A 14,154-nucleotide genomic window follows, 5' to 3' on the forward strand; every position below is an offset into this window, starting at 1 on the left:
CAAATAGTACTGAACGTAGCATGGGTGGTTTTTTAAACAAAACCAGAAACCTACCTCATGCAGTTTTAATCTAGTTTACTTTATCCTCAGCTTCTTGTCTTTCCGTGATAGCGGCATTTTCAACTAAAGCATTTTGTTGAGAAGCATCAGCCCACTTAGAAGATATTGAGCGCTTAACTTCGACACCAAGTTCTTTAAAACTTTCTGCTTGTCCAATTACGTTCCCTCTTCCCGTCGTCAGCTTATTCATAGCCCCTTGATGATATTGGTTTGCTTTTTCTAAAGAAGCGCCAAGTTGCTCCATATCATCCACAAATAAACGTAATTTGTCATATAGCTTACTGGCTTTATTCGCTATCACCTTGGCATTATGATTTTGCTTGTCATTGCGCCATAGATTATCAATGGTACGAAGGGCTACTAGCAGTGTTGTTGGACTAACCAAAATAATATTATTTTCCATCGCCTCTTTGACCAAATTGGGCGCAGCTTGAATTGCTACCTGAAAAGCGGGTTCTACTGGAATAAACATCAGCACATAATTGAGGCTCGAAATACCTTTTAGCTTATGGTAATCCTTTAAACTAAGGCCTTTAATATGTGCTCTCAAAGCAAGTATATGATCATTCAACGCCTTTTCTTTTTGCTGATTTGTCTCTGCGTGAAAATACCGTTCGTACGCCAGTAGTGCCATTTTGGAATCAATAACGACTTGTTTATCGTGAGGTAAGTTGACGATAACGTCGGGTTGATAGCGCTTCCCAGCTTCATCTTGCAAGCTAACTTGCGTATGGTATTCATGGCCTTCTCTCAAACCAGATTCAGCTAAAACTCTCGCGAGGACGACTTCTCCCCAATTCCCTTGCTGTTTATTGTCACCTTTTAACGCCTGAGTTAAGTTGAGCGCTTCTTTTGACATCTGCTCATTCAGCCGTTGTAGGTTTTTTAATTCATGGACGAGGGTATGGCGCTCTTTGGCTTCATGGCTAAAATTATCATTTACTTGTTTCTTAAAGCCTTCAATTTGCTCTTTGAGTGGTGTTAATAGTCCATCAAGGCTCTGTTTGTTCTGTTGATCGACTTTTGCAGTTTTTACCTCAAACAGTTGGTTAGCCAAATGTTCAAATTGCTGCTTTAGCCTCTCTTCAGCGTTTTCCAAAAGCAGTAACTTTTCCTGGCTTGATTCCAATTGCAAATCAAAACGCGCTTGCTGCTCTCGATTTTTTGAGTCGAGCTTGGCGTTTTGCTCTCGCAGTAGAGCCAACTCTTCCATATACTCGTGACGTTCGCGTTTTACTTCCTCAAAATATCGCAATTTTTCCACAGTCGCAGCCCACTTGCCGTGGACCTGTTGCAGTTCAAATGCCGCTTTGTCACGCTCCTGATCCAACTCATTCAGTTCGCTTTGAGCTTGAGCCAACTCTCTGCTTAACTGATCAACGTGCTGTTGATTCAGTTGCTGAGTATTTTCAAGTTGCAACTCCCATTGCCGCTGTTGAAATCGAGCCTTCTGGCTAAGCCAAATAAAAACCACCCCACCCATAATGAAGCCGCTGCTTAAAATCGTAATCAAAAATTGCTGGTGCTCAACAATCCAACTCATCATAGATAAGGTTCCTAGGCTAAATGCATATCAAAATGGTATTCAGATACTGGATAAATGTCCAGTTTTTCACTTTTTACTGGCACTAAATAACTGAAATGTAGCACTAGACAAGCGAACTAGTTTCACGGCAACATAACGTATATTCAATTAAAACGATGTAAACTATGAATGAAAAGCGAGCGATGACCTTTGCTCTCGCAGCGGTATTATTATGGTCTACAGTAGCCACCGCCTTCAAACTGACTCTATCTCAATTCACGCCAATACAGATGCTAACCGTTGCATCTGGCGTTTCCACGTTGGCTTTGCTCATCATCTGCAAAGCGCAAGGAAAGCTTAGCCAAGTCATCCCTACGTTAATGAAAAGCCCCAAATACTTTTTTATTCTCGGCCTAATTAACCCGTTAGCTTACTACCTAATTTTATTTAAAGCTTATGCGCTACTTCCTGCTTCTCAAGCTCAAACCATTAATTACAGTTGGGCAATAACGCTAACCTTTATGGCGGCGCTAGTACTAGGACAACGTATTCGACCTCAAGACTATATAGCCGCTCTTCTTTGCTACTTTGGCGTCATCATTATTGCAACTCAAGGGCAATTACTCACACTGAAATTTGATAGCCCTCTCGGAGTTAGCCTAGCCTTACTTTCAACTCTACTTTGGGCGGGTTATTGGATTTTAAATACCAAAAATACCGCTGATCCTGTGATTAGCGTACTACTTGGGTTTTCAATTGCATTGCCATTTTGTGCAGGGCTTGCATGGTGGGAAGGAGAAAGTTGGAATCATATCGATAAATTTGGCTGGCTTAGTGTCACTTATGTTGGGTTGTTCGAAATGGGGATCACTTTCATTTTATGGTTGAGTGCCTTAAAACTAACGAACAATACTGCAAAAATCAGTAACCTCATTTTTATTTCGCCTTTTATCTCCCTGATCTTACTCAACAAGATTGTTGGAGAAGAAATCCCCCCAGCCACACCGATTGGACTATTCTTTATCATCGCTGGACTCATTATTCAGCAACGCAAACGTAAGAAAACGTAAAGTTAAAGGCTCGTAATAATTAAAACAACTAAACTTAACGATTAGTTCCAACCCTTTACGTGACAACAAAAATTTATAAATATGTATATTACGTGCTACAGCCTTAGTACGAAATTAACCGAGTCTTAACCCAACCTGATGTAATTTTTCTCAGCAATATCAACAAAGGAAAACATAATGGGTTCTTATTATTACCGACAGTCGACTTTTATCCTGGCAGCGATAGCTCTACTTTCAGGTTGTGCGAGTCAATCGGAACAAGATTATGTTGCGGTAGCGCAAAACTCAGTTAAGGAAATTCCTGAGTGGGCCGATCAGAGCACTGAAGCGACGGAACAAACCGAGCTGACGCAACTCATGAGTATTCCTGAATTAAATGCACTGATTGATCAAGCTATGGCATCGAATCCAAGTTTACAGCAAACGATTTTAGCTCTAAAAGTCGCATATGCTGAAAAAGGCATTACTGCCAGTGATAGATTACCGGATTTAAGCGCGGCGTCATCAGTTAACGATGATAATAAAAGTAGCGACTCTTACAGCAATGAGCTCTCCGTTAGTTGGGAAATTGACTTTTGGAATAAGATTGGCGATCAAGTCAATGCAGCAAACAAAGACATAGCCGCCAGTCGTGCGGATCTTCAGAATGCAAAAAATGCATTAGCCGCCAATATAATGCGCTCATGGCTACAAATTAGCTTACAAAAGCAGAAAATCGAGATAGAGAGTACTTATCTTGAATTGTTAGATGATATTGAAAGTTTGATCTTAGAAAGATATCGCTCCGGTTTAGGGGATCTTGAAGATCTTGATACAGCAAGAACCAACAGCGCCGTTACGCGCTCGACCTTAACTGAATACAATGAGTTATTGGCACAGTATCAAAGAGCATTGACGTTAACCTTAGGTCAGGTCAACAAGAACATCTCATACAATATTCCTGCTGAATTTTCTGAAGTAATGATACCGCTCGCTTCTCTTCCAGATCAAACCATTGCAAATCGACCTGATGTAAAAAGTGCAATGTATACCCTTGAGGCAGAAAAACTGAGAACCAGTGCAGCACATAAAGATCGCCTGCCCTCCTTAAATTTAAATCTGGCCGTAAGTGATTCCGCATACTCTTTTAGTGATGCACTATTTACCAATCCAATTTGGAGTTTATTAGGCCAACTTTCAGCTCCAATATTTGATGGTGGAAAACTGAAAAATGAAGCTAAACAAGCAGAATTAATCCAACAGACAGCATATTGGAACTATCAAGATACATTGTTAACAGCAGCAAATGAGGTGGATGATGCAATTGGTCAAGAACGATCATTAGGCTTGCAAGAGCAGCATTATACCGAAGCATTAGAAAGTGCATTACGCAGTTTTGAAAGCTACAAAGATAAATATCAACAAGGACTCGTAGACATCTACGATCTTGTTAGTATTCAAGAAAACACTTTTGATATTAAGTCTCAACTTGCTCAAGTTCAGTACGAAAGACTGACTAACCGAATTGATTTGGGCCTTGCGCTAGGCCTAGGAGTTAACCAATGAATATAAAACCTTTACCAATTGTTGTAACCTTATTATCGGTAGTATTTCTAGCGGGTGCCGTTGCCGTTACTGTTAAAGATATGCCAGAAGGTAAAGGAGGACGACCAGGTAATGGCACTCCACCAGCAGGGGCTTCACAGCAAGAATTACCCGCTCCTAATGACGCCTCAAAGAGCAACAGGGCAAAATCGCTACAAAATCAAGTTGCGATACCTAGTGTGGTAGTGGTTCATGCTGAGTCCAATTCCTATGAGGCTCTGATCACTGGCTATGGTGAAGCCTCCGCAAAATACAGTGTAGAATTCAGTGCAGAAGTCTCCGGGCGCATTACCTCAACAGCCTCTCAGTTTGAGTCAGGAAAAGTGGTGAAGAAAGGCGATATTTTCGCTCGAATCGAGAGTATTTCTTACCAGCAAGCAGTAGTACAAGCAAAATCCGATCTAGCTCAAGAAAAACAAGACTACTTGGAAGAAGAACGTCAAGGTAATCAAGCTCAAGTTGAATGGAAGCGCTCAGGGCTCAAAGGTGAACCGAGTTCCGCACTAGTGCTTCGCGAACCGCAATTAGCCGTAGCAAAAGCCGAACTTGAAAATGCCGAAATCAGTCTCAAAAAAGCGCAAAGTGATCTCAACAAAACAGTAATACGAGCGCCTTTTGATTCTCTGATCGTAAATACGAATATTCAACCGGGTAGCTATGTAACCGCGGGAACAACAGTGGCAACACTCTATAGTGTTGACCAAGCTGAGATAGAAATTCCACTTTCAGCCAACCAATGGAACAATCTCCCAGACATTTCTAACGCGACATTATCTAACAAAAACACACCTAAATGGCCAGTTCAATTATTGAGCTCTGAAGGCAATCAGCAATGGAATGGTTATGTCTCGCGTATCGAGCAACATATTGACTCTTCTACACGCCAGCGCTCTTTAATTGTGACAGTTGACACCCCATTAGATAGCGATGTTGGCTTGTATCCTGGTACGTTTGTTAAAGCGCTTATTTCAGGTAAAACATTAGATAATACATGGGAACTACCAGCATCAGCAATCTCACAAGATGGTGATATTTGGTTTATTACTTCAGAAGGTACGCTAGCCAAAGTTGCTGCTAACAAATTATTTGAAAAGTCTGGTTCTGTTTATGTATTACCCATTGAAGGCAAAACTTCTGCGGATGTCGTTAAACGTCCTTTAAGCAGTTATGTTCCGGGTATGCGTGTGTCACCTAAGCAGGAAGGTTAACTATGAGTGTTGGAAAAGCAAGTTCTGGTGACGGTATTATCGGTTGGTTTGCCCGCAATTCGGTAGCTGCAAACCTCTTACTATTGGGCACGATTATTATCGGCGTGATGTCTTTAAGTGATTTGCGAAAAGAGGCGTTCCCCAGTTTAGCCCCAGATAGAGTCACCGTTGGTGTTACCTATGATAGTGGTGATGCAGAGCAAGCCGAAGAAGGACTTGCGATAAAAATTGAAGAATCTTTAGAAAGTGTTGCTGGCATCGAGCGTATTACCTCAACGTCAACGGCCAGTGGTAGCATGGTCGTCATTGAAAAAACCAGCGATTACGATCTCGACACGCTATATGATGACATTAAGAGCAATGTTGATGCCATCAATAACTTTCCGTCTGAAGCTGAAAAACCAACCATAGAAAAAGCCACAAGAGAAGAACATGCAATTTGGGTTCAGTTCTATGGAGAAGCTGACCGTTCCACCTTTCAAGCGTTAGCTGAAACACTCAAGGCCGATCTACTTAGTAAGCCAGCAATACGTGAACTCGACATCAAAGGGACATTGGATCCTATGATCTCGGTTGAAGTTGATGAAGCGAAGCTACAAGGGTATGGGCTCACCTTAAGTGATGTTTCTGACGCGATTAATGCCGAGTCAACGAGTTCTGTTTCAACGAGCTTGCGTAACAAAGAGAAGGTCGTTCGTCTAAAGACCTCTCAACAAGCCTATCAGATGGAAGAGTTCTCAGCTATCCAACTCCTCACTCTTGAAGATGGAACCCAAATTTACCTTGGTGATGTCGCATCCGTTAAAGAAACATTCGAGGAAGACAGTTACGCACTCTCTCGCTACAACCAATTTCCGGGTATGGCAATCGAGATCGTCATGGATGAATATGGCGATGTAACCAAAATAGCAGAACAAGCTAATGAAGTTGTTGCTGATTGGCATGCTCGCAACTTACTGCCAAAGAATGTGGAACTAACAACATGGTATGACTCCAGCCTCTTGATTAAAGACCGACTCTCTCTGCTGGTAAAAAATGCGGTTTCTGGTATTGCGATGGTCTTTATCATTCTCGCTTTATTCTTGAATTTACGCGTTGCATTTTGGGTGGCCGTCGGGCTTCCATTTGTCTTTTTCGGCACTCTTTACTTTATGACCGATACATTTGTCGGCTTGACCATAAACCAAATGACCACCTTTGGTTTCATCATGGCGTTAGGAATCGTTGTCGATGATGCAGTTGTAGTCGGAGAAAGTATCTACTCCACGAGACGAAAAGAAGGAGATACACTCGAAAATACAGTACGGGGCACCTTAAAGGTTGCCGTGCCTACAATCTTCGGTGTACTAACAACCGTTGTGGCTTTTTTCGCTATTTCAAATGTCGAAGGTCGATTAGGTGAAATATACGCTCAGTTTGCGACAGTGGTGACGATTTGTTTGCTTTTATCATTAGTAGAATCGAAATTAATTCTGCCTTCGCACCTTGCTCACCTCAACACACACCGTAAACAAGGCAAAAACCTTTGGAATCGGATTCAACATGGTGCAGATAGTGGCTTACAGTGGTTTGATGATGTCATTTACACCCGTATGATCGGCTTAGCTCTAGAGTTTCGTTATGCCGTTTTGATACTGTTTATGTCAATGATGGTGATTGTGATAGGGCTTCCTTTGAGTGGTAAAGTTGGCGTTTCATTTTTCCCAAGTATTGAAGGAGATACTGTCTCAGCGTCTGTTGATATGTACGATGATGCCAGCTTTGGCCAGACGGAAGCCGCTATGTTGCTTTTGGAACAAAAAGTAATAGAAGCCGATGCGAACTTAGTCAAAAAATATGGCTCTGAAGACAGTGAAATATTAAGTTTACAAGTGCTTTCTGAAAGCGATAGTAGCGGTACAGTCACAGTGTCAATAAATAGTGATAGTGTGTATGGCTCAAGAGAGCTATCACAAGAGTGGCGTAAATTATCAGGCTTGCCAGAAGGCATCAATAAGCTAGATTTCATCTCTAGACGCCGAGTGATAGATGCATTTAAAGCCGAGATCAAAGCGTACGACACTGATACAGTTCTTGCTGCTGGCAGAGAGCTAAAAGCTAAATTAGCTCAAATAAAAGGTGTGAGCGGTATAGAAGACAACTTGACTCCAGCGGAACCTCAATATCGCTTCGAATTAACCGAACAGGGCCGAGCTATGGGGCTTGACACATCTAGTGTTGCGAGTCAGATATTGCGCGCATTTGGTGGCTCAACAGTTCAGAAGTTCCAACGCAATAAAGATGAAGTTCGAGTTCGGGTTCGATACCCACAAGAAAGCCGTCAAACGCTAGCAGATATTATGGAAGCTAGAATTAGAACGGATGATGGCAGTGTGGTTCCTCTTAGCTCTGTTGTTAAAGTGCACTCAGAATACCAACAAACCAGTATCACTCGTATCGATAGCCTGAGAGCGGTATATGTTAGCTCTGCTGTTGATAAGGATGTTATTGCGGCAAACGAACTGGTCAATCGAGTCAAAAGCGAGATTGTTCCCGATCTATTAGAAAAATACCCTAGTTTAATCATTGAGTTCGCAGGGGAAGCAGAGCAACAAGCGGAGACAACAAACTCGATGAAGAATGTGTTTGTACTCGCGCTTATCGGCATCTACGCACTAATTGCAATACCATTACGCTCTTATATCCAACCATTGCTAATCATGACTGCAATTCCGTTTGGTATTGTCGGGGCGATTTTGGGGCATTATGCGAGCGGTTTAACCATAAGCATTCTTTCATTAAATGGCGTACTAGCGTTGAGCGGTGTGGTAGTAAACGACAGTTTACTGCTGGTATCTCGTTACAACGAGCTTGTGCGTGAGAGAGGAATGGAAGTAAAACAGGCGATTGTTGAGGCTTGTACTAGCCGTTTAAGAGCGGTCTTTCTAACATCGATTACCACCTTTGCCGGTTTGATGCCTTTGTTAGCTGAGACTTCCGTTCAAGCGCAATTCTTGAAACCAGCCGCAGCCTCTCTGGCATACGGAATTTTGTTTGCAACTATAATCACCCTAATATTAGTTCCATCTTTACTATTGATACATCATGAAAGCGAACAATTGGTTAAGAAATTATCTTCATTGTTTAGTAAAGATGAAAAGCCAGTAGAAGACTCAATGTAGCCCACAAAAGTTCAAGAAATATCTCGGCTCTCTTTTGACCCTAAAAAGTCAATAGAGAGCCACTCTAGGGGCTACAACGATAAAAAGGGCCATATCTTAATACCCATCACTAGTTGGATATCAATCAAATAATGCCTTCATACCTTTAAGCATATCGTCTGCGATAGTGTAATGATCGGCTTCCCAAAGTTGATCATTTAAAAATTCACCAGAGTAGAACCCGTCATAACCAGTACTTCTAATTGCATCAACCCACTCTTTCAATGGAATATTTCCTTCACCAACGATAACACCACGTAATTCTTTTTCATCAACCCATGGTTGCCCTTCATCTGGACGAGAACCATCAGCTATATGTACGTTGTAAATTAACTCTTTATCGATTTTGGCCATATCTTCAGGTGTAGCACCTCGACAAGCCCAAAAGTGCCAGGTGTCCAAAATAAACCCGAAATTGTCACGACCAACTGCATCATGTAAACGATAATAATCATCTAGTGATGATATTGGGCACCAAGCCGCACCTTCATACTGAAAACGAATACCGTATTCGGCGCCAATATCCGCCATATGTCTGATATTTTGTGCCGTAAGGCGGATGTTATCTTCTTTAGAAAAACCATTAAGTGCTTCAAAGGCATTTAACTGAATCGTAGGACAACCAATTTCTTTAGCAAACTTAGACAAAGTTTCTACTTCTCCAAAGACTTGCTTTTGCATTGCTTTATCTGGAGCTTCACAATGTCCAATAATATCGATTGCAGAAGGAATCATACCTACAGCATCCATTTGAGCCTTAAAATCTTTCGCGGTAAATCCAGCATTAATATAACGCCACAATTTTTCGGTATGAATTTCGAGTCCCGTATAACCGGTTTCTTTTGCTAATCGAATATCACTAATGATATTTCCGTGAAGAGAACACATACCATGTAATGCAAATTTCATATTGGTTTCCTTTCAATTCAATCATTTCATTTCGTTTGAAAAGTAGCATACACTCCAATGAAAAAAATTTTCTGCTTGATGTCTCAATTTTCAATAAAACAAAACCAGACTTAGAAAAGCTATTGGTATATTACCTCCAACACCATTGATAAAACTCGACTGTGGCAACGACTATAAATTGAAAAATAATTTTCATTATTTTATGATATTGCTACCATCACTATCACTGTTACTATTTAACTGAGGATCTGTAATGTTTAATATTGCACTATTTGGTACAGGCCGAATTGGTAAAGTTCATGCGGAAATTATTAATAATCACCCAGAACTAAACTTGTATTCTGTGATTGACCCTTACCTCGCTGGAGCAGAAAGTATTTCCAACAAATACCAAGCTGTTATTCAGTCGATTGAAGAAGCAATGAACGATGAAAATGTCCATGCTGTCTGTATTGCTTCGGCTACAGATACGCATGCCGATCTTGTTGAGCAAGCAGCGAAGAAAGGTAAAGCAATTTTCTGCGAAAAGCCGATTGATCTATCTTTAGCGAGAATTCAAGAGTGCCTTGCCGTTGTAAATGACTACAAGGTTCCATTTTTAGTTGGCTTTAATCGACGTTTTGATCCCAACTTTCGCTATGTAAATGATCAATTCAATGCAGGTAGAATCGGTAAAGTAGAATCTCTTGTAATTACGTCTCGCGATCCATTACCACCACCAGCAGAATACTGCAAAGTATCGGGTGGTATGTTTAGAGACATGAGTGTACATGACCTAGACATGGCTAGATTTATGATTGGTGAAGAGCCAAATTCAATCACCGTCCATGCATCATGCGTAGTTGATTCTGCAATTGGTGATGCAGGTGATGTAGATACCGCAACGATTATTCTTGGTTTCCCATCTGGTGTGAGTGCAACAATCATCAACAGTCGTCGTTCCGGTTATGGCTACGACCAACGTCTGGAACTTCATGGTGAAAAAGGCCTGCTTAAAGTTGAAAATCAAACTGAAAACCTGGTTCAATGTTGGAATGAACACGGTTGTACAGGAACCAATCCTGAATTCTTTTTCCTAGAACGTTACAACAATGCCTACATTGCAGAGTGGGGACACTTTGCTGATGTTTTAGCCGGAAGAACAGAACCTTGTTGTAGCGGTATCGATGGGCAGATCGCTTTGGAGCTAGCAGAAGCAGCTGGTGAATCTGCTCGTTCTCAAAAAACGATACACCTAAACTTATCAACCAAATAAAGACGTTAAATGCCCCATAGAACATCAATCGGAAAATTGATGTTCTATGGGGCATATGCCTACATTATAAAAATGAACATTATCTAATATCTTAATTTGTTTTAACTCAACACCTATTTATCAACCATGTGTTGAGGTTAGAAACCGAATATCAGTGGAAAAGCCAATGATATTTATACTGTATAGCGGAGCTAATTGAATTATGAGTACATTCCACCTAACGACCTCGCAAGCTTTGGTTAAATTCCTAAACCAACAATATATCGAAGTAGACGGCAAAGAAGATAAATTTGTCCATGGTGTATTTACAATCTTTGGTCACGGCAATGTCGTTGGCCTAGGACAAGCACTTGAACAAGATGCTGGCGATCTCATTGTGCATCAAGGTTGTAATGAGCAAGGTATGGCTCAAATTGCGGTTGGGTACGCTAAACAGCAAAAGCGTAAGAAAATTTATGCCGTAAGCTCATCTATCGGACCTGGTGCAGCCAATATGGTAACCGCTGCCGCAACCGCAACCGCAAACCGCATTCCAGTATTATTATTGCCAGGTGATGTATTTGCAACGCGCCAGCCTGACCCTGTTATTCAACAAGTAGAACAATTTCATGATTATTCAGTAACAACAAATGATTGCTTCAAACCCGTCTCCAAGTTCTTTGATCGAATCTTACGACCAGAGCAACTAATGACTGCGATGATTCATGCAATGCGAGTTCTTACCGATCCAGCTGACACAGGTGCCGTCACCATTTCGCTGCCACAAGACGTACAAGGTGAAGCATATGACTACCCAGCAAGCTTCTTCGCTAAACGTGTGCATAGAATTGAACGTCGCCCTGCAACCAATGCAATGATTCAAGATGCCGTCAACGTTCTAAAAAACAAAAAGAAACCTCTGCTTGTTTGTGGTGGTGGAGTGCGGTATTCAGAAGCTCATAAAGCATTTTCTGCTTTTGCAGAAAAGTTCAATATCCCTTTTGGTGAAACACAAGCAGGTAAGTCAGCGATTGTTTTCGATCATCAACTGAACTGTGGTGGTATTGGTGCGACAGGAGCACTGGCTGCGAACCTCCTAGCAAAAGAAGCGGACGTCATTATTGGTGTCGGAACAAGAATGACCGATTTTACCACCGCATCAAAATCTCAATACCAAAATAAAGACGTAGAGTTTATCAATATTAACGTCGCGTCTTATGATGCATACAAGCTTGACGGCACACGCATTGTTGCCGATGCACAAGAAGGGCTAAATGCCTTGTCTGAAGCACTTGAAAAAATTGGCTACCAGTCGGCTTATACCAACGAAATTAGTAACGCAAGACAACTGTGGGAAACAGAGCTAGAGCGTATTGACCATGCTACTTATAATAGAGACGATTTCATACCTGAAATTTCTGGTCATGTTGAGAATAGTCTGCTGGATGAATACGCTGAAATATTAAAGTCCACGCTATTACAAACTCGAGTCTTAGGTATTTTAAATAAAGAGCTTGAAGAGGATGCGATTGTCGTTGGTGCTGCCGGCTCACTACCTGCAGACCTACAACGCGTGTGGCGCCCAAAACAACCTGATACCTATCATATGGAGTTTGGGTATTCTTGTATGGGTTATGAGATTGCAGCGGCAGTCGGAGCTAAAATCGCAAGACCTGACCAGCCAGTGTATTCCTTATTAGGCGATGGCTCATACATGATGTTGCACTCTGAAATTCAAACCTCTATTCAGGAAGGGATTAAAATCAATATCGTTCTCCTTGATAATATGAGCTTTGGTTGTATTAATAACCTACAAATGAGCCAAGGTATGGGCAGCTTTGGTACTGAAAATCGACGTCGTGATCCTAAAACTGGCAAGCTGACCGGTGCTCCTGTACCTGTCGACTTTGCTAAAAATGCAGAAAGTTATGGTTGTGTCACCTATACAGTTAGGACTGAAGAAGAGCTAGTAGCAGCTCTAGCGGATGTTAAGAAGCAGACTGTATCTACGTTAATTGACGTTAAAATTCTACCGAAGACAATGACACATGGATATGAATCATGGTGGCGTGCGGGTACCGCTCAAGTTGCTGATAAACCAGAAATTGAAGCAGCGGCGGCTGATATTAAAGAAGTATTGAAGACAATTGCTAGACAATATTAACTTGATTTTTAGGTTACTAATTTATTAATTTCCCCTACTTTGAACAGCCCCCAATAGTTGGACGCCAATTATTGGGGGTCTTTTTATATATACACTTTTTTTAAATAAATAATTACTCGTCAGTCGCATTTTGGCACATCAAACTGACTGCCAAACTCTGGGCTAAATAAATAGAAGAACTCAGTGAACGAAATCCCATTAAATTCCCCTCCTCTACCACAAAGCACACATCAGTATTTTTGCCAATTTCGGTAATTTGAGAATCACTTATTACAATTGATGGAACATCTTTATCTCTGGCAATGTCGATAATCTTAGTCGTTTCTGGCGCATACGGAGTAAAGGTAACTGAAAATAATACATCGTTACTGTTCATTGTACGCGTCAACGGCTTCAACATACCGCCTGCATCATCTAACAAAACTGCTTTTTTGTTAGATTTCATCAGAGCATACCAAAAGTAGAACGCAACCGGATAAGCACGGCGTGTTCCATGTATATATACAGTCTCGGCATTGTTTAATAAGGCTAATGCTCTATTCAATTTATCAGGAGATACTGAATGCTGTAAATTTCTCATGGCCTCCAAATTTGCGTCACCAAAACTTTGGAATATATCTAGAGAACTTTTGTTCGAGAGATCGTTGTGTATTTGAGCTTGTTTGATCCGCTTATCATACTCAACAGGCATATTGAAAAAGTGATCTTTAAACAGCACCTGCATTTCACTAAAACCAGAAAAGCCCATGCTGTTAGAAAATCGACTCAATGTCGTTAAAGGAACATTCGCTCTTTGCGCAATAACATTCATCTTTTCGATAGCAATAACCATGGGCTCAGAGATAATAAAATCTGCCGTTTGCTGTAACCGAGTACTTAAACTGTCATACCTTTTAACAATCAACTCTTTTAAAGAATCTAAATCCTGTGGTTGCTTATTTTTCTCCATTATTGCCTTTCCTACTTCTTTCACTCAATGCTGCATGTGATAAATTTTTATCGCTATTACTATAGATTGTATCACATGTGGTAACCGTTTGGGTTTTAAGGGAAAGTAAGTTGTTAAGCCTCTAAAAATGAAAAGAAATATCTCCAACGCGACACTAAAATATATCCTAAATAGAAAATTACTTTCAAAAAAATACTTGCACCAAAATGAAAAGCACGTCGCTATAAAATAAAAATAAGTTATCGAGGGTA

The 14,154-nt window shown here is 41.0% G+C and carries 9 protein-coding genes; 6 read left to right on the forward strand and 3 right to left on the reverse strand.

Annotation, left to right across the window (positions count from 1 at the left end; all coding sequences use genetic code 11):
* Window positions 1-70: 70 nt before the first annotated feature.
* Entirely contained in the window at window positions 71-1,603 is a 1,533-nt protein-coding gene (gene rmuC / locus ACXJY6_RS16525) for a DNA recombination protein RmuC (protein WP_456052352.1), read from the reverse strand.
* A gap of 167 nt (window positions 1,604-1,770) precedes the next feature.
* Here rmuC and ACXJY6_RS16530 point away from each other — a divergent pair, with 167 nt between their 5' ends.
* From ACXJY6_RS16530 to ACXJY6_RS16545, 4 genes are all read left to right on the forward strand, one after another.
* A complete protein-coding gene (locus ACXJY6_RS16530) occupies window positions 1,771-2,655 on the forward strand; it encodes a DMT family transporter (RefSeq protein ID WP_456052196.1) in 885 nt (294 codons plus the stop codon).
* 177 nt (window positions 2,656-2,832) lie between these two features.
* Window positions 2,833-4,200: a TolC family protein gene (locus ACXJY6_RS16535; RefSeq protein ID WP_456052195.1), complete on the forward strand. Its 1,368-nt coding sequence runs from the start codon at window positions 2,833-2,835 to the stop codon at window positions 4,198-4,200.
* Window positions 4,197-5,447 carry an efflux RND transporter periplasmic adaptor subunit gene (locus ACXJY6_RS16540; RefSeq protein WP_458768999.1) on the forward strand — a complete coding sequence of 417 codons (1,251 nt, stop codon included), beginning with the start codon at window positions 4,197-4,199 and terminating at the stop codon, window positions 5,445-5,447. The genes ACXJY6_RS16535 and ACXJY6_RS16540 overlap by 4 nt, the downstream gene beginning before the upstream one ends.
* 2 nt (window positions 5,448-5,449) lie before the next feature.
* Window positions 5,450-8,608, forward strand: coding sequence for an efflux RND transporter permease subunit (locus ACXJY6_RS16545; protein WP_458769000.1), 3,159 nt, complete (start codon window positions 5,450-5,452; stop codon window positions 8,606-8,608).
* A 120-nt stretch (window positions 8,609-8,728) separates the two neighbouring features.
* On the opposite strand, the gene ACXJY6_RS16550 is transcribed toward ACXJY6_RS16545, so the two are convergent.
* Window positions 8,729-9,556: a sugar phosphate isomerase/epimerase family protein gene (locus ACXJY6_RS16550; RefSeq protein ID WP_458769001.1), complete on the reverse strand. Its 828-nt coding sequence runs from the start codon at window positions 9,554-9,556 to the stop codon at window positions 8,729-8,731.
* Between the two features lie 253 nt (window positions 9,557-9,809).
* On the opposite strand from ACXJY6_RS16550, the gene iolG reads away from it, so the two are divergent.
* A complete protein-coding gene (iolG, locus tag ACXJY6_RS16555) occupies window positions 9,810-10,811 on the forward strand; it encodes an inositol 2-dehydrogenase (protein ID WP_458769002.1) in 1,002 nt (333 codons plus the stop codon).
* A 202-nt stretch (window positions 10,812-11,013) separates the two neighbouring features.
* On the forward strand, window positions 11,014-12,954 hold the full coding sequence (gene iolD / locus ACXJY6_RS16560; protein WP_458769003.1) for a 3D-(3,5/4)-trihydroxycyclohexane-1,2-dione acylhydrolase (decyclizing): 1,941 nt from the start codon (window positions 11,014-11,016) through the stop codon (window positions 12,952-12,954).
* 112 nt (window positions 12,955-13,066) lie between these two features.
* On the opposite strand, the gene ACXJY6_RS16565 is transcribed toward iolD, so the two are convergent.
* On the reverse strand, window positions 13,067-13,927 hold the full coding sequence (locus ACXJY6_RS16565) for a MurR/RpiR family transcriptional regulator (protein ID WP_458769004.1): 861 nt from the start codon (window positions 13,925-13,927) through the stop codon (window positions 13,067-13,069).
* Window positions 13,928-14,154: the final 227 nt, after the last annotated feature.

This window comes from Vibrio phycocola (assembly GCF_054404255.1).

What these genes read in the sequence shown, in the direction of transcription:
- rmuC (WP_456052352.1), bottom strand. Translation starts at nt 1,603, where the DNA reads ATGAGTTGGATTGTTGAGCACCAGCAATTTTTGATTACGATTTTAAGC.
- ACXJY6_RS16530 (WP_456052196.1), top strand. Translation starts at nt 1,771, where the DNA reads ATGAATGAAAAGCGAGCGATGACCTTTGCTCTCGCAGCGGTATTATTA.
- ACXJY6_RS16535 (WP_456052195.1), top strand. Translation starts at nt 2,833, where the DNA reads ATGGGTTCTTATTATTACCGACAGTCGACTTTTATCCTGGCAGCGATA.
- ACXJY6_RS16540 (WP_458768999.1), top strand. Translation starts at nt 4,197, where the DNA reads ATGAATATAAAACCTTTACCAATTGTTGTAACCTTATTATCGGTAGTA.
- ACXJY6_RS16545 (WP_458769000.1), top strand. Translation starts at nt 5,450, where the DNA reads ATGAGTGTTGGAAAAGCAAGTTCTGGTGACGGTATTATCGGTTGGTTT.
- ACXJY6_RS16550 (WP_458769001.1), bottom strand. Translation starts at nt 9,556, where the DNA reads ATGAAATTTGCATTACATGGTATGTGTTCTCTTCACGGAAATATCATT.
- iolG (WP_458769002.1), top strand. Translation starts at nt 9,810, where the DNA reads ATGTTTAATATTGCACTATTTGGTACAGGCCGAATTGGTAAAGTTCAT.
- iolD (WP_458769003.1), top strand. Translation starts at nt 11,014, where the DNA reads ATGAGTACATTCCACCTAACGACCTCGCAAGCTTTGGTTAAATTCCTA.